Origin of the sequence: Actinomadura sp. DC4 (assembly GCF_030406325.1) — a bacterium.
Taxonomy (GTDB): Bacteria; Actinomycetota; Actinomycetes; order Streptosporangiales; family Streptosporangiaceae; genus Actinoallomurus.
The window spans coordinates 180,925-203,903 of sequence record NZ_JAUEQY010000006.1 but is presented as its reverse complement, the minus strand read 5'-3'; the positions used below and the strand labels follow the sequence as shown (position 1 = coordinate 203,903).

Annotated in this window: 19 protein-coding genes, 2 tRNA genes and 1 pseudogene; 10 read left to right on the top strand and 12 right to left on the bottom strand. The window is 69.5% G+C overall.

Going from position 1 to position 22,979, the window contains the following annotated elements; all coding sequences use genetic code 11:
• Positions 1–24 precede the first annotated feature (24 nt).
• The gene (locus tag QWU11_RS12335) at positions 25–285 is read right to left on the bottom strand and encodes a YtxH domain-containing protein (protein WP_290105313.1); all 261 of its coding nucleotides are present in this window, start codon (positions 283–285) and stop codon (positions 25–27) included.
• A 138-nt stretch (positions 286–423) separates the two neighbouring features.
• On the opposite strand from QWU11_RS12335, the gene QWU11_RS12330 reads away from it, so the two are divergent.
• Together QWU11_RS12330 and sigE are read left to right on the top strand one after the other, a co-directional pair.
• A tRNA-Asn gene (locus tag QWU11_RS12330) sits at positions 424–496 on the top strand.
• A gap of 785 nt (positions 497–1,281) precedes the next feature.
• On the top strand, positions 1,282–1,884 hold the full coding sequence (gene sigE / locus QWU11_RS12325; protein WP_290105312.1) for an RNA polymerase sigma factor SigE: 603 nt from the start codon (positions 1,282–1,284) through the stop codon (positions 1,882–1,884).
• On the opposite strand, the gene QWU11_RS12320 is transcribed toward sigE, so the two are convergent.
• Positions 1,881–2,663 (bottom strand): EamA family transporter, encoded by a 783-nt coding sequence (locus QWU11_RS12320; protein WP_290105311.1) that lies wholly within the window; start codon positions 2,661–2,663, stop codon positions 1,881–1,883. The two genes, sigE and QWU11_RS12320, sit on opposite strands and share 4 nt — an antisense overlap.
• Positions 2,664–2,745: 82 nt before the next feature.
• On the opposite strand from QWU11_RS12320, the gene QWU11_RS12315 reads away from it, so the two are divergent.
• Together QWU11_RS12315 and QWU11_RS12310 are read left to right on the top strand one after the other, a co-directional pair.
• A complete protein-coding gene (locus QWU11_RS12315) occupies positions 2,746–3,234 on the top strand; it encodes an Lrp/AsnC family transcriptional regulator (RefSeq protein WP_290105310.1) in 489 nt (162 codons plus the stop codon).
• Positions 3,235–3,267: 33 nt separating this feature from the next.
• Entirely contained in the window at positions 3,268–4,650 is a 1,383-nt protein-coding gene (locus QWU11_RS12310; protein WP_290105309.1) for an FAD-linked oxidase C-terminal domain-containing protein, read from the top strand.
• Between the two features lie 434 nt (positions 4,651–5,084).
• Here the strand turns inward: QWU11_RS12310 and QWU11_RS12305 are convergent, their stop codons facing one another.
• The 5 genes from QWU11_RS12305 to QWU11_RS12285 form a co-directional block, all read right to left on the bottom strand.
• Positions 5,085–7,487, bottom strand: a complete 2,403-nt coding sequence (locus tag QWU11_RS12305) for a GMC family oxidoreductase (RefSeq protein WP_290105308.1) — start codon at positions 7,485–7,487, stop codon at positions 5,085–5,087.
• Between the two features lies 1 nt (position 7,488).
• A complete protein-coding gene (locus QWU11_RS12300; RefSeq protein ID WP_290105307.1) occupies positions 7,489–8,598 on the bottom strand; it encodes an alpha/beta fold hydrolase in 1,110 nt (369 codons plus the stop codon).
• A 93-nt stretch (positions 8,599–8,691) separates the two neighbouring features.
• The gene (locus QWU11_RS12295) at positions 8,692–11,559 is read right to left on the bottom strand and encodes a LuxR family transcriptional regulator (RefSeq protein ID WP_290105306.1); all 2,868 of its coding nucleotides are present in this window, start codon (positions 11,557–11,559) and stop codon (positions 8,692–8,694) included.
• Between the two features lie 230 nt (positions 11,560–11,789).
• Entirely contained in the window at positions 11,790–12,191 is a 402-nt protein-coding gene (locus QWU11_RS12290; RefSeq protein ID WP_290105305.1) for an ATP-binding protein, read from the bottom strand.
• A gap of 869 nt (positions 12,192–13,060) precedes the next feature.
• On the bottom strand, positions 13,061–13,291 hold the full coding sequence (locus QWU11_RS12285) for a hypothetical protein (RefSeq protein WP_290105304.1): 231 nt from the start codon (positions 13,289–13,291) through the stop codon (positions 13,061–13,063).
• 245 nt (positions 13,292–13,536) lie between these two features.
• Here QWU11_RS12285 and QWU11_RS12280 point away from each other — a divergent pair.
• Positions 13,537–13,613, top strand: a tRNA-Ile gene (locus QWU11_RS12280).
• Between the two features lie 312 nt (positions 13,614–13,925).
• Here QWU11_RS12280 and QWU11_RS12275 read toward each other — a convergent pair.
• Complete coding sequence (locus tag QWU11_RS12275; RefSeq protein ID WP_290105303.1) at positions 13,926–14,582, bottom strand: choice-of-anchor C family protein; 657 nt, start codon at positions 14,580–14,582, stop codon at positions 13,926–13,928.
• A gap of 518 nt (positions 14,583–15,100) precedes the next feature.
• Between QWU11_RS12275 and QWU11_RS12270 the strand changes: the two genes are divergently transcribed.
• Complete coding sequence (locus QWU11_RS12270) at positions 15,101–16,006, top strand: helix-turn-helix transcriptional regulator (RefSeq protein ID WP_290105302.1); 906 nt, start codon at positions 15,101–15,103, stop codon at positions 16,004–16,006.
• A 2-nt stretch (positions 16,007–16,008) separates the two neighbouring features.
• On the opposite strand, the gene QWU11_RS12265 is transcribed toward QWU11_RS12270, so the two are convergent.
• The gene (locus QWU11_RS12265; protein WP_290105301.1) at positions 16,009–16,878 is read right to left on the bottom strand and encodes a helix-turn-helix transcriptional regulator; all 870 of its coding nucleotides are present in this window, start codon (positions 16,876–16,878) and stop codon (positions 16,009–16,011) included.
• Between the two features lie 500 nt (positions 16,879–17,378).
• On the opposite strand from QWU11_RS12265, the gene QWU11_RS12260 reads away from it, so the two are divergent.
• Genes QWU11_RS12260 through QWU11_RS12250 form a run of 3 tightly spaced genes read left to right on the top strand, consistent with a single transcriptional unit; the run spans position 17,379 to position 19,799 of the window.
• The gene (locus QWU11_RS12260) at positions 17,379–17,897 is read left to right on the top strand and encodes a flavin reductase family protein (RefSeq protein ID WP_290105300.1); all 519 of its coding nucleotides are present in this window, start codon (positions 17,379–17,381) and stop codon (positions 17,895–17,897) included.
• Positions 17,898–17,927: 30 nt separating this feature from the next.
• Positions 17,928–18,716 carry an AfsR/SARP family transcriptional regulator gene (locus tag QWU11_RS12255; RefSeq protein ID WP_290105299.1) on the top strand — a complete coding sequence of 263 codons (789 nt, stop codon included), beginning with the start codon at positions 17,928–17,930 and terminating at the stop codon, positions 18,714–18,716.
• A gap of 54 nt (positions 18,717–18,770) precedes the next feature.
• Positions 18,771–19,799, top strand: a complete 1,029-nt coding sequence (locus tag QWU11_RS12250) for a methyltransferase (protein WP_290105298.1) — start codon at positions 18,771–18,773, stop codon at positions 19,797–19,799.
• 62 nt (positions 19,800–19,861) lie between these two features.
• On the opposite strand, the gene QWU11_RS12245 is transcribed toward QWU11_RS12250, so the two are convergent.
• Positions 19,862–20,821 carry a questin oxidase family protein gene (locus QWU11_RS12245; protein ID WP_290105297.1) on the bottom strand — a complete coding sequence of 320 codons (960 nt, stop codon included), beginning with the start codon at positions 20,819–20,821 and terminating at the stop codon, positions 19,862–19,864.
• A 199-nt stretch (positions 20,822–21,020) separates the two neighbouring features.
• On the opposite strand from QWU11_RS12245, the gene QWU11_RS47285 reads away from it, so the two are divergent.
• Positions 21,021–21,332, top strand: coding sequence for a DUF6059 family protein (locus QWU11_RS47285; RefSeq protein ID WP_354670840.1), 312 nt, complete (start codon positions 21,021–21,023; stop codon positions 21,330–21,332).
• Between the two features lies 1 nt (position 21,333).
• Here QWU11_RS47285 and QWU11_RS12240 read toward each other — a convergent pair.
• Both QWU11_RS12240 and QWU11_RS12235 read right to left on the bottom strand, forming a co-directional pair.
• Positions 21,334–21,954 (bottom strand): annotated as a pseudogene (locus QWU11_RS12240) (response regulator transcription factor); the annotation flags it as partial.
• 137 nt (positions 21,955–22,091) lie between these two features.
• The gene (locus QWU11_RS12235; protein WP_290105295.1) at positions 22,092–22,979 is read right to left on the bottom strand and encodes an alpha/beta hydrolase; all 888 of its coding nucleotides are present in this window, start codon (positions 22,977–22,979) and stop codon (positions 22,092–22,094) included.

Sequence of the window (22,979 nt, the reverse complement as noted above, 5' to 3'; positions counted from 1 at the left end):
GCCGGTGGTGTTCCTCGGGGTCCGTCAGTTGATGTCGGCGGTGTCCGAGTGGTCGCGGCGGACGCCCGGGACCTTGTCGTACACCTTGTCGCCCACCTTCTGCCGCGCCGAACCGGCCAGCTCACCGGCCCGGGCACGTGCGAGGCCGGCGGCCTCCTGGACTCTCGGGTTCTCAGCGACACGCCGGGACAGCCGCTTGATCTGCTCATAGCGTTCGCGTCCCGCGTGCGTACCCAGCACGTAGCCGACGGCTGCTCCCGTGAGGAACCCAAAGCGATACTTCATGGCCATCTCCTCTGCCGGTCGTCCCTAGACATACCCCTCGTCTGCTCTCACAGTCGGGAGGAAACGAGTACCCCCGGAATGCGCTAACCTTGGAAGCCGCTGGGCGACCGTCGCACGTAGGTGGCGCTCTGGCGACGGTCCTCCGTAGCTCAATTGGCAGAGCAGCCGGCTGTTAACCGGCAGGTTACTGGTTCGAGTCCAGTCGGGGGAGCCGAGGCGGCCTCTCCTAGTCGCCGACCGTTGGTCGGCTTCCCTTTGGCCCGCCGTGTCTTTCCAGGGGGGCGACCCCCTGGAACCCCCGGTGCGTGGCTTCGCCTCGCCGGCGTTGGTTGCCCTAGTCGCCGACCGTTGGTCGGCTTCCCTTTGGCCCGCCGTGTCTTTCCAGGGGGGCGACCCCCTGGAACCCCCGGTGCGTGGCTTCGCCTCGCCGGCGCGGGTTGCCCTAGTCGCCGACCGTTGGTCGGCTTTCCTCGGGCCTGTGATGTCCTCCCAAAGGGGCGACTGTCTGGGACTCCTGGTGCGTGGCTTCGCCTCGCCGGGGCGGCCTCTCCTTGTCGTCGGCCGAGTCCTCGGACCTCTGCGGTATGGCTTTGCCCCGCTCTGTGGTTGTTCGTTCGTCGGCCTGCGGCCGGCTTCGGGGGCTCGGTCCCTGGATCCACTTGGTATCGGGCTCTGAGCTGCTGACTCTTTTGGTTTTTCGGGATCGGGTGTCTCTTTGGTTCTTGTTGGGCTTGTTCGTGTTGAACCTTTTGGTTTCGGGCACCGTATGTCCATGAACAAGGAGTGTTCGCGGCTCTACTTCCAGAGGATGAAGAGTCCGGTGGGTCTCTCCGTCCCGCGGTGGATGAAGGGGCTGTTAAGACCCGCCTGGCGGGCGACGTTGCGGGAGGTCGGCAGTGCCATGCTGGAGATCGTGAGAGAGAACGGGCGACCTTACATCGCCCTTACCTCCCGCAGGCAACACTCTGATGTACACACCGCTTTCGGGGGTGACAGGTGAAGGTTGAAACGGCGGCATGGACGCCGCCCAGCTGGGACGGGATCGTGCGCGAACACTCCGCGCGCGTCTACCGCCTGGCCTATCGGCTCACGGGGAACCAGCACGACGCCGAAGATCTCACACAGGAGGTCTTCGTACGGGTGTTCCGTTCCCTGTCGAACTACACTCCCGGCACGTTCGAGGGCTGGTTGCATCGCATCACGACCAACCTCTTCCTCGACCAGGTACGCCGCAAGCAGCGCATCCGGTTCGAAGGGCTCGGTGACGACGCCGCCGAACGGCTCCGCGGACGCGAGCCCAGCCCGGCGCAGGCCTACGACGACCAGCACCTCGACGGCGACATCCAGACGGCACTCGACGCCCTCGCCCCGGAATACCGCGCCGCGGTCGTCCTGTGCGACATCGAGGGCCTCTCATACGAGGAGATCGCCGCGACCCTCGGCGTCAAGATGGGCACCGTACGCAGCCGCATCCACCGCGGCCGGGCCCAGCTTCGCGCCGCGCTCGAACACCGGGCGCCCGAGGTCCGTACCACCACCCGCCGCAAACCGCGCCGTGTCGGCCGGATGCGCACCAACCCGGCGTTCACCACGCCCTAACTCCGATGGAGGGCGGTCCCGGCGACCACCAATCCGATGCCGGCCACCTCGGCGGGCATCGGCAGCTGGCCCAGCACGACGGCGCCGATGACCGTCGCCGTCGCGGGCAGCAGCGACACGAGCAGCGCGTACGTCGCGCGCGCCATCCGGGCCATGGCGAGCTGGTCGCACACGTACGGGATCACCGACGAGCTGATCCCCACGCCGATGCCCGCGCCCAGCAGCGCCGGATGGGTGAGCGCGGGCGCCGCGGCCCAAGCGCTCAGCGGTGCCACGAAGACCGCCGCGATCAGCATCGCCGCGGCCAGGCCGTCCAGGCCATCGCCCGGAGCGCTCGCGACGCGGTGCGCGAGCACGATGTAGAGCCCGAACAGCGCGGCGTTGGCGAACGCGAAGACGAAACCCAGCGGCGCCCCCTCCAGGCGTACGTCCGTCAGCACGTAGACCCCGGCCACGGCGGCCACCAGCGCGACCACGTTCCGCACCGTACGCGCGCCGGCGGCGGCCAGGGCGATCACCGGGACGAACTCGATCGCGGCCACGGTGCCCAGCGGCAGCCGGGCGACGGCCTCGTAGAAGCAGGAGTTCATCAGCGCCAGGACCAGGCCCCAGAGCGCGAGCGTACGAAGATCCATCGGCCGGCGCCACGGGCGGCGCCAGAGCGCGAAGACCAGCGCGGCGGTCCAGATGCGGAGACCGGCGACGCCCGCCGGGGCCAGCCGGGTGAACAGGAGCACCGCGAACGCCGGCCCGAGGTAGTGGAACACCGCGCTGCCCACGAAAAAGGACCATCCGGGAACGGATCTCGATCGCCGTGAAATCGCCATGACGGAATGGTCGTCCCGGCGATACCGTGCGTGAATGGCGGTTCGACGACCCAGACCCGGCGAGGGCTACGCATCCAAGCCGCTCGACGCGATCGACCTGAGGATCGTCGGTGAGCTGCAGACCGACGCCCGTACGAGCCTGGCCGAGCTGGGCCGCCGGGTCGGCCTGTCCGCTCCGGCGGTCGCCGACCGCGTCCAGCGCCTCGAGGAGACCGGGGTGATCACCGGCTACCACGCCGCGGTCGACCCGGAGGCGCTCGGCTTCCCGCTCACCGTGATCGTCCGGATCAGCCCGGCGGTCCGTGAGATCCCGCGCGTCGCCAAGATCGCCGTCGACATCCCCGAGGTGGTCGAGTGCCACCGCATCACCGGCGAGGACTGCTTCGTCATCAAGCTCTGCCTGCGCGCCATCGGCGACCTGGAGGGCATCCTCGACCTGTTCACCCCGTTCGGCCGTACGACGACGTCGGTCGTGCAGTCCTCCCCGGTGCCGCGCCGCCCGCTGCCGCTCGGCCGGCCGTAAGCGGGTCTGTTTCGGTCGAATAGGGTGCCATCTATGGTGTCCGGAGACGTGGTGGCCGAGCTGGAGCGCGTACTTCCCGCAGGCCGGGTGGTACGAGACGCGGACGTCCTCGCGTCCTACGCGCATGACGAGGCGGAGTGGGCGCCCTACGGCAGTCCGGCCGCGCTCGTCCGGCCCCGGGAGACTGCGGAGGTACGTGAGGTCGTCGCGCTGTGCGCGGCGCGGGGCGTCCCGGTCGTCGCCCGCGGCGCGGGCACCGGCCTGTCCGGCGGTGCGAACGCGCTGGACGGCTGCGTGGTGATCTCCTTCGAGGCGATGAACGCGATTCTGTCGATCGACTCCGACGAGCGGCTCGCCGTCGTCCAGCCCGGAGTGGTCAACGACGACCTGCGCGCCGCCTGCGCCGAGCATGGCCTGTGGTACCCGCCCGACCCCGCGAGCGCGCCGTGGTCGACGATCGGCGGCAACGTCGCGACGAACGCCGGCGGGCTGTGCTGCGTGAAGTACGGCGTGACCCGCGACTACGTGCTGGGACTGGAGGCGGTGGTCGGCCGCGGCGACGTCGTACGGCTCGGCCGCCGTACGGCCAAGGGCGTGGCGGGGTACGACCTGGCGGGCCTGATGGTCGGCTCCGAGGGCACGCTGGGCGTCATCACCGAGATCACCGTACGGCTGCGGGGTGCGCGGGCCGCCGAGCGTACGATCGTCGGCTACTTCGACTCTCTGGTCGCCGCGGGCGAGGCGGTCGCGGCGGTGTCGGCGGCCGGAGTCGTGCCGAGCGCCCTCGAACTCATCGACCGCCACTGCCTGCGCGCGGTGGACGAGTGGAAGCACATGGGCCTGGCGGACGGCGGCGACGTGCTCTTGCTGGGCCGCTCCGACGCCCCCGGTCAGGCCGGCGAGGAGGAGGCGGACGCGATCCTGGCGTGCTTCGAGTCGGCCGGCGCGACGTGGAGCACCCGCTCGACCGACCCGGAGGAGGCCGAGGCGCTGTTCTCGGCCCGGCGCCTGGCGTATCCGGCGGTGGAGCGGCTGGGTCCGGTCCTCACCGAGGACATCTGCGTGCCCCGGATGCTCGTCCCGGAGATGCTGTCCCGTATCGAGCGCATCGCCAAGGAACACGACATCCACATCGCCAACGTGGCCCACGCGGGCGACGGCAACCTGCACCCGCTGATGATCACCTCCCAGGACGACGACGCAGCGCGCGTACGGGCGCAGGAGGCGTTCGAGCGGATCGTGGACGAGGCGATCGCCATCGGCGGCACGGTCACCGGCGAACACGGCGTCGGCCTGCTGAAACGCCGGGGCCTGGAGGCGGAGGCCGGCCCGGAGGTGCTCGCCATGCACCGCGCGATCAAGCAGGCCCTGGACCCGGCCGGCATCTTCAACCCCGGCAAGGTCTTCGCCGTCTGACCCGCAGTCCCGCAGTCCCGCAGTCCCGCAGTCCCGCAGTCCCGCAGTCCCGCAGTCCCGCAGTCCTGGCAGTCCTGGCAGTCCTGCGGCCCGGTGGCAGTGGCCCGGCAGTCGCGCAGTCTGTGGATCTGCGGCCCTGGCAGTGCTGCGGTCCGGTGGCCCGGTGGCTTTGCAGGGTGGCGGCCTGGCGGTCCTGCGGCCCGGCAGGCCCGCAGTCCTGCGGATCTGCGCCCCCGGCAGTCCTTCGGCCGCGTGGCCCGACGGCCCCGTGCCCGGTGGTCCGGCGGGTGCGTGGCTTCGGCGGGCGTGTGTCAGGTGGCCGGGCATTCACCGTCGGCGGAGGACCAGCACAGGCATTCGGCGTGGTCGGGGGACCAGGCCGGGCCGTTCGCCGGTTCTGCCGTGCCGGTCCCGCCGGTGTCCGTCGCGAGCATTCAGGCCGTGGTGTTCTCGGTGGGACGCGGGTCCGCGTCCTCGGGAGCGGTCAGCCTCGGACGGTAAAGGTCCCACAGCTCGCCGAGGAAGAACTCGGCGAAGCGTTCGAGGGCGGCGAAGCCGTGGGGACCTTTCGTACGGAACGTCGTGAGCTGGTGGGCGAAGTCGTCGACGCCCAGGTGCAGGATGCCCGCGCCCACGATGCGGGCGTTGTCGTCCTCGCCGTCGAGCACGTGGCCGTCGAGCAGGCGGAAGTAGAGGGTCGTGGTGTCGGGCCAGAGCCGGGTGGCCGGGTGGCGGCGGATGTCCTTCCAGCCCGAGAGGGTGCGGGGCCGGTTCGCCGCGTCGGTGAAGTGCAGCCGGTATCGCATGAGTCTGCGATCCGGTGCGCCTCCCGGCGAGAACAAGTTGAACCAGCCCCGCTCGACTTGACGCCGGCCCCCGCAGCCGACGGCGTCAATCCATCCCTCAGCCTGAGCGGTGTGCTCGGGCTCCTCCAGGAAACGCTCCACGTCATCGACCGTGATGGTGAGCCGGAAACCGAGCGACTGCCCGGCCTCCCGTCCGGCTTCCTCTCCCGGTCCAGGAGCGTTCTCGTTCTCGGCGTAGAAGCCGCTCATCTCCTCGGTGAACGACAACGACGTGCGAGCCGGGGAGCCCCCGTGCTCATCCGTCTCGCGCGTCGTGCCGTTCATCGCCCCCCGAGCCGAACCCGCGTGAACGCGTTCGGCCGTCTCCAGCAGGCGGGTGGACATGCGATCCGCCAGCGCTGCGATGGTCAGTGAAGGATTGGCGCCGACCGGTCCCGGCAGTGCCGCGCCGTCGGCGATGTAGAGCCCCGGATAGCCGTGGACCTCGCCCCACGGGTCGCAGACGCCCTCGCCCGGGTGGTGGCTCATCGGTGCGCCGCCCAGCGGGTGCACGGTCACGATCCGCTTGCGGAACCAGATCGGGTTGTCGACGTATTTCGCGCCCAGGACGTGCGCGACCCGCTCCATCGCGGCCCGTACGCGGCTGAAGTAGGCCTCGCTGGTCGCGGCGTTCCACTTCACGTCGAGGCGGTTGCTCCGCAGCCGCAGCACACCGTCCGGCACGTCGCGGCCCATGCCGAGCAGCGGCAGCGAGCTCATCGACAGGGCGCCGTCGCCGATGAGGTCCGACAGCTCCTTGGAGGTGTTGGTGTCCGGGGCATGGGAGATGAAGTTGCGGAAGCGTTCGAGCAGCAGGCGAACGACGCGGCCCAGCTCCTTGCCGATGTCGGCCTCTTCGGCCATCCAGTTGACGAAACCCGGGTAGCCGCCGTCCTGGATGTAGGCGCCCCGCCCCGAACCGGTGCCGTCGTCGAGCTCGTCGGGCAGCCGGATCGTGCTGGTGATGACCGGCCCCTTGCTGGCGTCGAGCGGCCGTACGCGGGCGCGGTCCTTGGCCCGCAGCAGGAAGGTCAGCAGGTCGCCGTTGCCGGAGAACCGGGTGCCGACCGTGTCGCTCAGCCCGGGGAAGTGCTCGCGGTCGCGCAGCAGGAGGTAGGAGGTGCCGTAGGTGCCGGCGGCGAGCACCAGGCGGTCACAGGTGATCGTGTGCCGCTTGAGCTTGCGGGCCTTCTCGTCGGTGTCGTGGACGACGTAGTCGACCTCGTAACCGCCCTCGGGCCGCGGCCGGATCGCCTGCACCTCGTGCAGGACGCGCAGGTCGGCGCCGTGGTGCTTGGCCGCGGACAGGTAGTTGTGGTCGAGGCTGTTCTTGGAGCCGTCGTTGCAGCCGATGTTGCACTCGCCGCACAGCCGGCAGGTCGCGCGCGGCGTGTCGTGCAGGTTGCCGTAGGACGGGGTGATCAGCGGCAGACCGAGCCCCGGCTTGGCCTTCGGGCTCGGCGCGAAGCTGACCGCGAGCGGGGGGAGCTGCCAGTCGAGCCCGAGCTCGGCGGCGGCGTCCTGCATCGCGTGGGTCTTGGGCGTCGAGGCGAAGGCGGGATGGTCGAGGGGGTAGGGCTTGGCGCCGAGCATGCTCTCGACCGCGTCGTAGTGGGGGTCGAGGTCGGCGCGCGTGACCGGCCAGGTCTCATAGCCCCCGCCGGGCAGCGCCTCCTCGTTGACGAACCAGTGCTCGTCCTTGCGCAGCAGCACGTTCGCGTAGATCAGCGAGCCGCCGCCGAGCCCGCTGGAGACGACCGAGTCGAAGCCGCGGAAGCTCCACACGTCGAACAGCCCGTACAACTGCTCGGTCGGGTCCCAGAACGCACGGCTCATCTCCGACGGCGAACGGGCGAAGCTGCCGGGCGGGTAGTCGCGGCCGCGCTCCAGCACGACCACCGACTTACCCGCCTCGGCCAGGCGGTAGGCGGCGACGGAGCCCCCGAAGCCCGACCCCACCACCACCGCGTCCACGTGCTCGATGACGTCCATCTCAGGCGACCTTCTCGAGGCTGTGCTTGCGCAGGTGATCGAGGATGCGCGGGAACACGTCCCGGTGAGCGTTCTTGCCGATGAACGGGTCGACGTGACCGTAGCCGGGCAGGATCGCGAGCTCGTGCAGCCCCGGGCTGGCCTTCGACAGGATCTCGTGGCAGACGATGTTGGAGTCGGTGAAGACGTGGTTGTGGTCGCCGGTCATGAACAGGATCGGCGTCGTGATCGTGGCCGGGTCCGCCAGGTAGTCGGCGGGCAGAGCCGCGTGCCGCGGGTCACCGGGCGCGTAGCGCACGGCGTGCCCGGCCTTCACCATCTTGTTCATGTGGCGGTAGTAGTGGACCCCGTTGGCGCCGAACAGGTCGGCGACGCGCTCGTGGGTCACCGGGTCGAGGTTTTCGTGCTGCCACAGGCCCGGGTGCCCGGCGCCCCACATGAAGCTGATCATGTGGCACTCGCGGACGCCGCACTCGTGGTGGAAGAGGGAGACACCGCGCGACAGCAGCCAGCCGCGCGTGAGGGCCGGCGCCCCGGCGAACCGCGGGTCGACGAAGGAGTAGCCGCAGAGGTATTCGAAGAACCCCGGCCCGAACATGAGCTTGAGCCGCGACCAGGTGGGCACGCGCGTGACCAGCGAGACGCTGTTGGACACCATGCTCGCGACGTCGTCGACCAGCCCGGCCGCCAGGCTCATCGAGAACGACACCGACCCGAGGCACTGCGCGATCACGTGCACGCGCCGGTCGCCGACGTGCCGGCGCAGCTCGCGCAGCGCCGCCGGGTGGTCGTAGTGCGCGATGTCGTCGAGCGTGTAGCGGTGGGTCTCGGTGTCGTAGGGGAAGCGGTTGCTCATGCGGAAGTCGAGCGACCAGACGTCGGTGTAGCCGTTGTCCAGGAGGTACGCGGTGATGTTGCGGTGCTCGGGCATGATGAACATGTCCGTCGACGCCGGCAGCCCGTGCAGGAGAAGGACGACGTCGTCGCAGGTCGCGCGGTGGAAGCGGGTGAGCTTGAGACCCAGGCCGTCTTCGGTCCAGAACGGGTGCTCGGAGACCGTGGCGTCCGGCACGCCCTCGTTCGTGAACCGCGCTGGGAAACTGCGCTCCATTTTCGTACCCTCCCCGTCTGGCCCCCGGCTAACAATGGCAAAGAGGCCTGGGCATGCGGCATCGTGGTAAACCCTGATTCTTCGACGCCCCAACTACGGGTTTTGGTTCAGTACGCTCACGACGCCGACGCGCGAGGTCACGCCGAGCTTGGTGAAGATGTGCGACAGGTGCGTCTCGACCGTGCGGATGCTGAGGAACAGCTTCTCGGCGATCTGCTGGTTGGTGTGGCCGTCGGCGACGAGGGTGGCCACCTCCAGCTCGCGGTTGGACAGGCCGTGGGGGCCGGTGGAGCGGCGGCTGGTGCCGGGCACACGTACGCCGAGTTTGCGCTGTTCGCGTACTGCCTGGGCGTGGAGCGCGGTCGCCCCGCACTCGCGGAGGGTCTCGGCGGCGGCGCGCAGTTCCTCGCGCGCGGTGGCGCGTTCGCCGGCGGCGGCGTAGGCGAGGCCGGCGTACAGGCGTGCGGTGCCGTGTTCGAGGCGCATCTCGGCGTGGGTGAAGACGGTCGCGGCCTCGGTGGCGAGCTCGGCGGAGGCGATGGGGTCGGTCTTGCGCAGAGCGTGGGCCCTGGCGACCTTGGCGCGTCCGATGGTCATGCCGAGGCGCGGGTGGGTGAGCTTGGCGGCGCGGTCGGCCCAGCGCAGCGCCTCGGCGGGGCGGCCGAGCTCGGCCTCGACGTAGGCGCGTGCCTCGTAGCAGGCGAGTTTGGTGCCCTGGTCGAGCCGTGAGGTGTCCATGTCGCCGAATCCGGCCAGTTCTTCGGCGCCCTCGTCGAGGCGTCCGGCGTTGATCAGGGCGCGGGCCTTGGCGTAGCGGGCGGCCGAGCCGGACCACTCGCCGCTGCCGCCGTCGCCGGTGCGCAGCGCCTCCTCGCACAGCTTCAGCGCCTCGTCGTGGTGGCCGATCCAGGAGGCGACCAGGCTCTGTTGCGTGAGGGCGAAGACGAGCTGCTGGGTCGAGCCGATCAGGCGGGCGACCTCGGCGGCCTCCTCGGCGGCGGCGTCGGCCTCGTCCAGGAGGCCGAGCATGGTCTTGGCGCGGGCGTTGCCGGTGAGCAGGGTCGTGACGATGTAGAGCTGGCCGGTGCTCTTGGCCACCGCGACCGCGCGGTCGGAGCGCTCGCGCGCGCTGCGGAGCCGGCCGAGATAGGTCTCGGTCCAGCACAGCCAGGCGATCGCGTCGAGCCACTCGGCGACGTCGTGGTCCGGGGCCGCGCGTACGAGCCGGTCGGCGGCGTCGATGTGGCGCGCGGCCTCGCCGAAGCGGCCGGCGGCGTAGGCGGGCAGCGGGCGCAGCGAGGCGACCGCCATGGCCAGGCTCGGCTCCCACTCCTCGGGGTTTTCGGGCATGAGGTCCAGCACCGCCTGCGCGGCGCGGAAGTCGCTGCGGAACAGGCTGTCCGCGACGAGCCGGATGCGCAGCGGCACCGCCACCGAGGACTGCGGGTCGGGGATGCGGCGCAGCTCGGCGAGCAGCAGGGCCCGGCTCTCGTACGTGCGGCCGAGCATCCGCTCGACCACCGCGCCGAACCGCGCGACGCGTGCTCTGCGGTCGTAGTCGTCGGGCGGGAGGAGGCGCAGCACGTCGTGCGCGCTCTGCCGGCCCTCCATGAGCTGGCCGCTGACGGTCTGGGCCTGGGCGAGCTTGAGGCGCAGCTCGACGTGGGCGTCCGGGTCGTCCGGCAGCAGGGCGAGGGCGGCCTTGAGCCAGTGCGCGGCGGTGGCGGGGGCCTGGGTGGCGACCACGTCGGCGGCCTCGACCAGGGTCTTGATGTCGGCCGGGTCGCCGATGCGGCCGGAGCGTTCGACGTGGCGGGCGCGTTCGGTGGCGGGCATGTTCAGCTCGGCGAGCCGGTCGGCGATGCGGCCGTGCGCGGCGACGCGCCAGCCGGCCGCGGTCGAGTCGTAGACCACATGCCGTACGAGGGGATGCCGGAACCGGAACCGGCCGCCGCGCATCGGGCGTACGACGTCGCGGCGCTCCAGCTCGTCGATGGCCCGCAGGGCCTCTTCCTCGCTCACCTCGGCGGTCATCGCGGCCAGCGCCGGGTCGAACTCGTCGGCGGCGACGGCGGCGGCCTGCGCCACCAGCCGCGCTTGGGGGGACAGGCCGGTCAGCTCCAGGGCGAGCGCGGAGCGTACGGCGGGCGGGATGCCGTGGGAGTCGTCGACGCCGTCCGCGCGGCCGGTGCGGGCCTCGCCCGCGCGGGCCAGGGCATCGAGGTAGAACGGGTTGCCGCCGCTGGCCTCGTACAGGGCGGCCCGCTGGCCGCGGGTCACGCCGGGGCCGAGCAGCTCCTCGACGTCGGCCTCACTCAGCGGGCCGACGTCGATGCGGACCGCGGTCTCGGCGAGCGCGGCCAGGCGCGGGGAGGCCTGGGCGGGGCGGTAGGCGCCCGCGATGAGGATCGCGCCGCGGGGCGGATGGCGTACGAGGTGGTCGAGCAGCTCGATCGTGGAGTCGTCGGCCCAGTGCAGGTCATCGAGGACCAGCACGAGCCCCCCGGGCTCGGCCAGCTCTTCCAGCAGCCGCTTGAACGTACGGTAGAGGCCGTACCTGACCAGGCCCTCCTGGTTTTCCGGGCCGTCGTCGCCGGACAGGGAGGGGAAGACGGCCGCGAGGACGCGGATGGCCTGCGCGCCGAGCCGGCCCGCAAGGTCGGCGGACTCCAGGTGGTCATCGAGCGCGTCGACCACCGCGCCGAAGGGCATCTCCTGCTCGTACTCGGCGGCCCGGCCGGTGAGCGTGAGGAGGCCGTGTTCTCTGGCGTCTCTGGTGCGGGGTTCTTTGAGCTCTTTGGGTTCTTTGGCGCGGGAGGCCAGCTCCTGAAGGAGGCGTGTCTTACCGGTGCCGGGCTCTCCGGCCAGGCCGATCAGCTCGAACCTGCCCTCGCCAACGGCGCCGAGCAGGCGTGTGAACTGGTCGAGGACGTCGCGGCGGCCGACCAGCGGTGGCGTCATGCGGCTGCCCGTGCTCGCTGTCGGCGGTGCACCGGTCGGTCCGCTGACACGCCCTTCCATAACGAATCCCTGAGGTGGCGATGCTTCGCGGCTTACCGAGGTCCGAAAGACCGTAAGCGGCAGTTTACAGAGCCAAGGATGTCACGTGTCGGGGCAAAGCATTGACTGTTCATGACCGACGACATCGTAACGCACGATAGCCGAGTCGCGACTGGCTGAAACCGGCCGCTCTACACGGACAGCGCCGCCCAGACGGCCTTGCCCGTACCGGGAAGCGGCGTCCACCCCCACACCCGGCTGAGCGCCTCGATCACGTGGAGGCCACGGCCGTTCTCACAGACGTCGTCCGCCGGACGGACCTTGGGATCCTGGTCGCTGGGGTCGGCGACGATGAAGACGACGAAGCGCCCCTGGCGGACCAGGGACAACTTGATCGGCGCGTCCCCGGCAGCGGCGGCGTACGGCGGCAGACCGTGGCGCACGGCGTTGGTGACGAGCTCGGAGATGATCACAACGGCGTCATCGACCAGATCGGCCAGGCCCCAGGAGTGCAGCGTCTTCGTGGCGAACTCGCGCGCGGTACGGGACGAGGTGCTCGTGGGCCGGAGCGCACACACCGCACCGTCGGGCATCGCCCGGCCGGGATCAAAGGCTGCGAGTGGCGGCAGCACATGGGTCCGGTCGTGCGTCGCCCCTGGTGAACAGCGTATTTCGGGGCGACCGTCCACGCCGGAACTGCACGTGGTGCTGTACACGGGCATCTGGCGGGCCTCCAGACGAACTCGGAAGGGTACCGAGTGTGGCTAGATCGGCTATCTTCCTCCGTCGGCCATGCAGATGCAAGAACTGATGCACTCTCAGATGCACGTGCATTTGCCCACTCGTTTTTGAGTGCGGGAGCTGGTTTTCCGGGTGAATACGCTGGTGGGAGCCTTGACGGGGTGGTGACAGGGCCGGGATCACGACTGTCACGGCCGATCGCGGCCGAGACGCCTGTTTTGCCGCGAACGGGGTGGGGTTGGTGTTAGGGCGCGGACTGGGGTGACCTGGCGGGATGGTGATGGAGGTCCCGTGGGTGGGGGGTTTCAGGCGGTCTTTAGGTGAGATTTTGGTGCCCTTGGGGAAAGAGGTGGCCCTGATCCGCATCCGGCGGGTGGGGGAGCGGTCTTGTTACCAAATGGACATGAGGCCGCGCTTCACGGGCAAACGGTGGCGATCGGCGGGCCGACAGGACGGCGGACCGGCGGAGGGACGGCAGGAAGGCCGGAAAGCAGGAAGGCAGCCGGGAAGGCGGGAAGGCGGGAAGGCGGGAAGGCGGGAAGGCGGGAAGGACAGAAGGACAGGAGCGGCGGCCCCTGCCGGCCGGGACGCGGGGCTGCCCGGGTGTTTGGGGGCCGGCGGGGGGACGCGAGGCGACCACGCTCGTCGTATCGGTGCTTCTAAGGTGCGCTTGGCCATCGAGGTACGCGTGACGGCGGCCAGGGCGGACCCCTCCACAGCGTTACCGGGGTTCGTGGTGCCGGGGGTTCGTGGCGCCGGGGTTATGGGGCGACTGCGCGTCGGACGGATAGTTCGTCCCATCCCGCAGGTCCCGCAGGTCCCGCAGGTCCCGCAGGTCCCGCAGGTCCGGCAGCCTGGCGTGCGACCCGTAGGCATGCCCGGGCGGCACGCGGTACATCACGGACCAGCCCGGCGCCACCGCCTGCGACCCCAAGGCCGCCCCGATCTCCATCTCTGCTCATGCGGTTGGTGCGCGGGGGACCGGGGTCGTGCAGGCGTTGAGTGGAGGGGCGCGCCGGAGGGGGGCGTCTATGCCAGGGAGAAGAGAGGAGACTTCTCATTTCGGGCGGTGGGGGTCTGATGTGGATGGGTGGCCGGCAGGGACGCGCAGGGAGGTCCTGACCTGAGCTGGTGTGTCCGAGTTGCGTCCGGCATCGCCAGGCGGGCAAGGTAGTGGGGCTTGGTGCCGAATACCTCGGGGCGGTAGCTCAGCCGGTCAGAGCAGAGGGCTCATAACCCTTGGGTCGTGGGTTCGAGTCCCACCCGCCCCACCAGGCATCTCCTACTGTTCGACCGCTTTCCAGGGTCGGCTCGCCGCGCCTTTGCGCAGAGGACCTCCCCGGACCAGCCTTGTCGTTCACCTCTCAAGGCGGAACTTCCCTGATGACGGGCCTTACTCGCCCATCTCCGAAGCGGTTCGGCCCGGCCCGCCGCGCCTTTCCAGAAAGACGGCCACGGCCGGCCCCGCCCCCGCACCCCCACTGCCCGCTACATCAACGGTCAAGACATTTCCGGACTGATGTGAAAAACCCCTGCTCACCACCAAGTGAGCAGGGGTTTTCATCGTGCCGAAACCAGGCGAGAGGCTACGGCCGTACGAGGCGGCATTCGATCGGGTTGGACAACGTGACGGTCACCGCGTCCACGACCGGGCCGTAACCGCCGCCCGTCGTGCTGGCGAAGGTCAGTGTCGCGCTCGGTGCGAATGCGCGGAAGCGGAACCTCTGTGACACGTATCCCATGTTCGCCCGCGTCTTACCCGTCGTGTTGAAGATGAAGTTCTTCTGGACCGTCGGGTGGCCGAGAGTGCGCTGGGAGACCCGGGCGTAGCCGCGCTTCACGGTCGGCCCTCCGTCCGGGTTGCCGGCCAAGGCGAACGCGACCGTGTAGCAGCCGCCGATGCGGGTGGAGACCGGCTGCTCGATCGTTCCGGAGTCGCTGCCCTCGAGGTCGAGGGACTGGCGGCCGTCGGCGGCCTGCCAGAAGTTGGCTCCGGTCAGGTCCACGTTGCCCTGGGTGACCCGCCACGGGCCGATCGAGCTTCCCACGCCGTACCGGATGAACGCGTTCGCCGGGATGGAAGGGGTTTCGAAGCCGCCGTTGATGGCCAGCGGACCCGGACCCGGCACCGCCGCGCGGGCCTGGGCCGCGGGTGCGACGGCGGCGGCGATGGACAGTGCGACGGCGCAGACCGGCGGCAGCGCACTGGTCAGCCGGGAGATACGACGCAACGGGACAGTCATGATCTTTCTCCTGATTGTTTGCGATCTGTTCCCGGACGGACGATTGAACGTGAAACCGCAGTTCAAAGCCCCTCCGGGCACTTGTCGTCATTGAACAACAGCTCTCCGTGATCGACGGGAGGCTCGCCGTGCGGAGAGTACGAAGCCGCAGTTCAGGTGGGCCACGACGGGAATGGCGGCTGATCGAGTCACAAGAAGCGGAAATGCACCACCCGTACGGCCCATTGACCGGATTCGGCCACGCGGCGGGAAATGCCGGGCGGAATCGGCCTGAGCGGGGGCCCTGGACCGGGTGAGGGAGATGGGTACGGTGGGTGACGCACGCCACGTGAGGTGCGCGCCCTTGTCCCGATTCGCGAACGGCAGGCCGGACGTTTCCGGCACGCGACGGGCCTGGCAGCGGAGCCCGCTCCGGATGACGTTCTACGGAGCGGTGACGAAGCGACGCTACCTTGGGGGTTGCATCAGTAACTGCGAGTGGGACACTGGGCCGACTCCAGTGTCCTTAGGGGAAGCACATGATCGGGTCCCAGCCTGGCGGCGAGGCAGCCGTCAGCGACATGTTCGGTCACCACCGCGGTGGTCCGACGGTGCTGCGGATCGTGCTGGGTTCGCAGTTGCGTCGATTGCGCGAGCAACGGCAGATCACCTGTGAGGTGGCGGGCGAAGCGATTCGCGCGTCCCACTCCAAGATCAGCCGGATGGAGCTGGGCCGCGTACGGTTCCGCCGCCGTGACGTCGCGGACCTGCTGACCCTGTACGGCGTGATGGGCGAAGACGAGCGCGAGGCGATGCTGGCGCTCGCCGACCAGGCGAACGAGCCGGGCTGGTGGCACAGCTACTCCGACATCCTGCCCAACTGGTTCGAGGTCTACATCGGCCTTGAAGAGGCCGCGTCCCGCATTCGCGCGTACGAGGTGCAGTTCGTCCCCGGGCTTCTCCAGACCGAGGACTACGCACGCGCCGTCACGCTGCTCGGCCACCCCGACGCCCCCGGGCACGAGGTGGAGCGCCGCGTCGGCCTCCGCATGCGGCGCCAGTCGCTCCTGCAGGCCGACGAGCCCCCGCACCTGTGGGCGGTCGTCGACGAGGCGGTGCTGCGCCGTCCGCTGGGCGGCGTCCCGGTGATGCGCAAGCAGCTCCAGCACCTGCTGGACCTGACCGACTCGCCCAACGTCACACTGCAGGTCGTCCCGTTCGAGCTGGGCGGGCACGCGGCGGCCGGGGGGCCGTTCAGCATCCTGCGGTTCGCCGAGCGCGACCTGCCCGACGTGGTCTACCTCGAGCAGCTCACGAGCGCTCTCTACCTCGACAAGCGCGAGGACATCGACCACTACCTGGCGGTCATGGAGCGGCTCTGCATCGACGCCGAACCGGCGACGGCCATCCGTGACACCGTGAGCCGCATCATGCGGGAGCTCTGAGCTCAGAGTTCCCGGATGATCTTGCTGATCAGGTCCATCGACTCCTCCGGCGACGCGCTCTGCACGCACAGCCGCTCCATCGCGGCGCCGTAGTGGTCCATGTCGTCGTCGCGCTCCAGATACATCGCGCCGGTGAGCTGCTCCACGTACGCGATGTCGTGCAGCTCCGGCTCGGGGAACCTCAGGATCGTGAACGCGCCGGCCTCACCCGCGTGACCGCCGACGCGGAACGGCATCACCTGCACCGTGATGTTCTGGAGCCGCGCGGAGTCCAGCAGCGCCCGTAGCTGGGCCCGTGCCACGTCCGAGCCGCCGATCGGGCGCCACAGCGCCGCCTCGTCGATGACGGCCCACAGGCGCGTCGGGTTCGGCGCGGTCAGGATGCGCTGCCGCCGCAGCCGCAGCTCCACCCGCCGGGTGACCTCGTCCTCGGACGGGTCCGCCAGGCCGTGCCTGACGACCGCGCGGGTGTAGTCCTCGGTCTGGAGGAGCCCGGGGATGAACTGCACCTCGTACGTCCGGATGACCTGGGCGGCCTCTTCGAGGTCCACGTACGGGCGGAACCACGCCGGCATCGCGCCGCTGAACTCCTGGAGCCAGCCTGGCCGGTTCGCCTCGCGGGCGAGCGCCAGCAGCGCGTCGCGTTCCTGGGCGTCGTGGATGCCGTACAGCTCGAGCAGCTGCTTCACGTCGTGCTCTTCGAGGCCCGTACGGCCGACCTCGATCCGGCCGAGCTTGGACTCGCCGACCCCGATGGAACCCGCCGCCGTCCGGCGTGAGACGCCGGAGGCCTCACGCAGCCGGCGTAGCTGAGCTCCCACGATCCGGCGGCGGACGGTGGGCCGGCTCGCCGAGTGGGCGCCAAGCGCCACGGACTCCACCTCCGATCACCATAACGCGGGCAGAGTCTGCCATTGATGACCATCCGTGAACAGTCCCGGCGATAAAACCATCGCGGGCGGTACTCATCGACCCGGGTGTGTGCGTTCGTCCGTTTTCAGGGGCCACGACCAAGGCCCGCCGCGCCTCGGTCGGTGCGATCACGCGAAGAAGGCCATCAGAGCCTGCCGGAGCGCCTCGGAGAAGATCACGCATGCCGAGATGTCCGTGACGCCCTCTCCGGCCGTGAGGACGCTCTGAGCGCCGCCGCACCACCGGGGCTCCGCCCCGCGGCCCTCCTCCGAAAGGCGGAGATTCCGCCGAATGGCTTAGGACGGCAAGGAGAAAGTACGGGTCGAGTGCCTTCAGGTGCCGGGCGAACTTCATCACAACTGCTGAAGCCAGCCGACCGGTCGCTGGTTAGTCTTATCAATTGTTAGCCGGGACTTTACGTCGTTCCGGAAACATCGCTGTGTGACGGAGTCGTCTGAAGATGGACATGATTGCTTCCCGTAACGATTCAGCGAAACATTCGAGTGTTCTCGACACGCGGGCATTCCGCGGAGTGTGCGGATTGTTCGTCACCGGAGTGACGGTCATCACGAGCCAGGCGGGAGGCGAGCCGGTAGGGGTGACCGTCAACTCCTTCACTTCCGTATCCCTCGATCCGCCGCTCGTACTCTTCTGTATCCACCACTTGTCCCGCGTATGGCCGGTGATCGAACAGACCGAGTCCTTCGCGGTCAACATCCTCGCCGAGGACCAGGCCGAGGTCTGCCGGGCCTTCGCCACCAAGGCACATCCTCATTTCTCCACCGTGAAGTCGCGATACGGGGCCACCGGAGTCCCCATTCTCGACGATGCGCTCGGCTATCTCGAGTGCACTCTCCACCGGGTGATCGACGGTGGTGACCATCTCATCGTCATCGGACGGGTCGTCGATTTCGGCGCCCAGCGCGAAGACGGGCCGCTGACGTTCTTCCGGAGCGGACACCTTCGCCTCGAGATCTGAATCCGCCGCCTGGCGAAAAGGAGAGCCACGATGAGGTTCGCACTTCTCGGAAACCTAGAGGTCCATGACGGCACAGGGGTCGTGGAGGGGCCGGGCGCCAACAAGGTGCGCACGATCCTGGCCACCCTGCTCGTCCGGGCGAACACGATCGTCTCCGTCGACACGCTCATCGAGGAGCTGTGGGGCGACGTGCCGCCGGCGACGGCGCTCTGTGCGCTGCGGGTGTACGTCTCCCAGCTGCGGAAGTTCCTCGCCGCCCACGACGGCACCCCGCCGGGATGCCGGCTCGTCACCCAACCGCCCGGTTACCGGCTGGACGTGGACGAGGGCGGGCTCGACGTCGTCGACTTCGAACAGTTCTGCGCGGCCGGTCGCAAGTCCTGGGCCGAGGGCTCGCTGGAGCTCGCCGCCAAGTACTACGAGGAGGCCCTGTCCCTGCGGCGCGGGCCGATCCTCGGCGACCTGCGCATGGGGCCGGTACTGGAGGGCGCGGGGCTGCGCCTGGAGGAGATGTGGCTCGCGGCCCTGGAACGGCGGATCGATGTCGACCTCCACCTCGGGCGCCACCGCGACCTCGTCGGAGAGCTGCGCGAGCTCGTCACCGAGAACCCCCTGCACGAGGGGCTCGGCGCCCGGCTCATGGTCGCGCTGTACCGGACCGGGCGTACCGGCGACGCCCTCCGCGTGTACCGGACCGTACGCGCCTCTCTCGTGGAGGAGCTCGGCATCGAGCCCGGCCACGAGGTGCAGCTCGTACAGCAGGCCATCCTCGCCGCCGACAACGAGGCGCTGGCGCGGGCGGACCTGTGGACTCTGTGACGGACCACGAAAACGGCCGGTGAGAAGGCCGGCACCGAACAGGAGGATGACGCAATGACCGCGATCACCACTGACCAGGTGGACCCGCTGAACATCATGCTGTCCGGCTGGTCCTTCATGAAGACCAAGATCCTGCAGGCGGCGATCCAGCTCGACGTGTTCACGCCGCTGTCCCAGGGGCCGCTGACCGAGCCGGAGCTGCGGGACCGGCTCGGCGTGCACCCGCGCGCCTTCCGCGACTTCCTCGACACCCTGGTGGCGATGGAGGTTCTGGAGCGCGACGAGAGCGAGCGCTACTCGACGACCCCGGACGCCGCGCGTTACCTCGCCCAGGACCAGAGGACCTACCTCGGCAGCTTCCTCGACATGACGGTCAACTTCCTCTCACCCGCGTTCGACGGCCTGGTGGACACGCTGAAGACGGGCCGGGCGCACGGCGAGGACGAGAACGGCGAGGTCCCGTTCGCGCAGATCTGGCAGAACCCGATGGCGCTGCAGTTCTTCTTCACCGGCATGGACACCATGAACGGCACCATCGGCCCGGAACTGGCCAGGGTGTTCGACTGGAGCCGCTATGAGAGCTTCGTCGACTGCGGTGGCGCGCGCGGCAACCTGGCCTCGGCGATCGCGCAGGCGCACCCGCACCTGCGCGGCGGTGTGTTCGACCTGCCGCCGGTGGCGGCGTTCTTCAAGCAGCTCGTCACCGACCGCGGCGTGGCCGACCGGCTGACGTTCCACCCGGGCGACTTCTTCGTGGACCCGCTGCCCGAGGCGGACGTGCTGATCTTCGGCAACGCGCTGCACGACTGGTCGGAGGAGCAGCGCAAGGAGCTCATCAAGAAGGCCTTCAACGCGATCAAGCCCGGCGGCGCCCTGCTGGTCTATGACCCCATGCTCGACCCCGAGCGGCGCCGGCTCGACAACCTGCTGCTCAGCATGTACATGCTCACGTCGTCGCCGGGCGGTTGTGAGTACACCTCCGACGCCTGCGAGGGCTGGCTCGAGGAGGCCGGCTTCACCGGGATCACCGCGCTTCCGCTCCCCGCGAAGGAGACCGTGGTGATCGGCTACAAGGCCGAGTAGAGGGAATGGGCGACGCGAAAGGCCTCCCGGTCCTCCGGGAGGCCTTCTTCGTGGCAGGTGGCTCAGAAGCCGTCCGCCTTCATCTTCGTCAGGAGCGTGTCGGCCGCGGCGGGGTAGCGCTCGTCGGGCAGCAGGGCGTTCTCCCGCTTGCACGCCTCGGCCAGCTTGATCGTGTGCTCGTCGCCGAAGTCGACGGCGTCGACGAGCAGGCGCTCGGTCGAGGGCGCCACGTAGTCCGGCGCGGCGGCCGGCGCGCCGGTGCCGCCGCCGGGAAAGATGTCCCACATGGCGGCGGCCGCCTGGCGGAGCGTGTCGTACGCGGGCCGGTGAAGGTCGGCCGGCAGCCGGGGGAGGAACAACCGGAGCGCGGCGGGCGCGGTCACCGAGTGCACGAGCGGGATGGACGGGCGCGGCGCCCGCTCCGCGTAGAGCCCCGCGGCGGTGACCGTCAACGCGCTCAGGGACGAGCCGACGTGCTCGCGCGCGGCCGGCAGGAGCAGCAGGCTCCGCTCCGAGGCCGCGGGGACCGGCGTGTAGCGCGCCGCCCAGTAGCCGAGCCCCTGCGCGAGCTCGCGCAGCTGCAGCGCGCCCGGCTCGGACGTGGCGTCGAGGCTGCGAACGGCGTGCGCCGTGCGGATGAAGCCGTGGGTGAGCATGCCGAACATGCCGGGCAGCAGGCGCGGCCACCATTCGACCAGGACCTCGGTCCAGGGCCGGCGGCGCAACCGGGCGTCGAACATCTCGACCCAGTCCACGACGCGCCGGAAGTCGCCGAGGGCGGCCTTCCACTCGGCGGGGTCGTCGCCGTCGAGCGGCGTGCCGCCCTCGGGCGGGTCGAGGTACGTGCGGAGCTGCTTGTTGTCCTCCACCCAGGCGGCGACCTGGTCGCGGCAGCCGATCGTCGCGAGCGTCTCGGCCACCATCGGCGCGTGGTTGACGAAGCCGGGCCCGAATTCGAACCCCACTCCCTGCAGGCGGTCGAGTGCGTCGTTCACGGCATCGCCGTACGAGAGCTTGCTCATCCCTGACCTCCGATACGTCCTTACGCAACAACTTAGCATGCTAAGTATCTTTCACGGAAGTCGCCGTTTCCCATCTGTTCTCATATTTGTAAGAGATACATGACTCGTCTTGTAAAAGTAAAGACTTCATCGACTCTTAACAGGCGATTGGCACACTGATGGGGACGGATAACGCCGGGTTGTGCGGAGGCGAGGAAAAATGCGGGTGCCTACGCGTCTATGGCGCAGTATCGGGCGTTATCTCCTTGAGGGTGCCGCGATTCTCGGGGCAGCTGCGGGCCTGATCGTTGCGCAGCACGGACACTCGGACGAGCAGGACGAGCCGGAGGTAGAAGCGGACGGGGCTCGGCTCGGGGAACCTCCGCCGGCTCACCCTGAGCGGCTGATTCCGGACGTACCTCCAAGCCCGGCCGAGCTGACCGTCTGGCGTCAGCTCGAGGGGAGGGTCCGGCTTCCGGGAACGGCCTCGGCGCCGCCGCGGGGGCTAAGCCGATTTCGAAGGCATAGATGACCGCATGAACGCGGTTTCTCAGGTTGAGCTTGGTCAGCATGTGCTGGATGTGGGATTTCACGGTGCCCTCGCTGAGCGAGAGTTTCCGCGAGATCTCGGCGTTGGTGTAGCCCTGGACGACCTTCTGGAGCACGTCGAACTCGCGGGGAGTCAGTTCGGAGAGCCGGTCGGCCGGAGCCTTCGCCGGCGACATTGGAGCGTTCCGTTCCGGTGCCGAAGGAGGAAAGGCCGAGGCCAGGAAGAGGGAGTACCCGGCGGCGACCATGCGGATCGCGGTGCAGAGGTGGTCGGTGCTGGACTGCTTGAGCAGCAGGCCGCGGGCGCCTTCGTTCTGCGCCTGGTAGAAGCGCTCCTCCGGGGCGTCGGCCAGGATCAGCACCGCAGGGACCGACGAGCCGAGGCTGCGGGTCAGGGCCTTCATCAGCTCGATGGGCTCGGCTCGCTCGGCCATGCCGTCCACGAGGATGACGTCCGGGCCCAGGATTCCGGTCTGGCGGACCGCGCCCGCGATGTCGGCGGCCTCTCCCACGACGGCCAGGTCCGGGATGTTCCGGAGTGTCGCGGTCAGTCCATGACGCGTAATGGCACGATCGTCCACGAGGAGGATACGAATCTCCGACATTGCCGCCCTCAGATATAACACATAGAGCCTGCTGGACCCATCTGGAAATCTGAAAATACGAACCGTGAGCCGGTATTAGGAATCTCGTACTCGGGTGGAATAGAAGACTAACATCAACTATTCTTCAGGATTTGGCCTTATGTGGCCGGGGCTTGCGGAACATAGCCGTTGTGCGCCCAGTCGACGATGGTGTCGGCCACCTGTATCGGCACCTCGAACTGCGGAACGTGGCCGACGCCTTCGAGCATATGGTAAGTCCAGTCCGGCCGGCTCTGCCGCAATCGTTGGATGACCGAGGGTGGCACCACCCGGTCCTCGGTGCCCTGCATGACAAGGGTCGAGGCCTTTATCGCGCCGATGGACGTGGGCAGCGCGTCCGAGTGCCGGGTGAACTCGATGAGCGAGGAGACCGCCGGGGCGAATCCGTCCTCGGTGCGCGACAGCAGGGCGCGTTCGCGGGCGATCTGATGGGCGGCCGCGAGGACCTCCGGCGGGATCCGGTCGGGCCGGACGCAGCCGATCTTGATGATCTGGCGCAGCGTCGCGTCGGGGGTCCGGGTGCCCTGGGCGCGCAGGAGCGCGCGCACCGCGGACGGGCTCTCCAGAATGGTGCGAAGGGCCGGGTCGGCGGCCGCCGCGTGCGCGGCGCGCGGCAACGGCACCCAGGGGGCCATCAGCGCGAGCGCGGCGATCCGCAGCGGATGCGCCGCGGCGAGGCGGAGCGCGATGGTGGCGCCCATCGAGTTGCCGACCAATATGGCCGGCGGCCGGCCCATCAGGTCCAGGAGCCGGTTCACCAGGCGCTCGTTCGCCTCCAGCGACGACTTGCGGCCGGCGAGCCGGGTGCGTCCGAAGCCGGGCAGGTCGGGGCAGAGGACCCGTCCCATCCGGGTCAGCCGCGCGCCCACCGCGAGCCAGTTGGCGTGTGAGCCGCCCAGCCCGTGCAGCAGGATCACGGTCGGCCCCGTGCCGCCGAAGTCGGCGACGTGGACCGGGCCATCGATGTCGACCAGCCAGGATCGCAC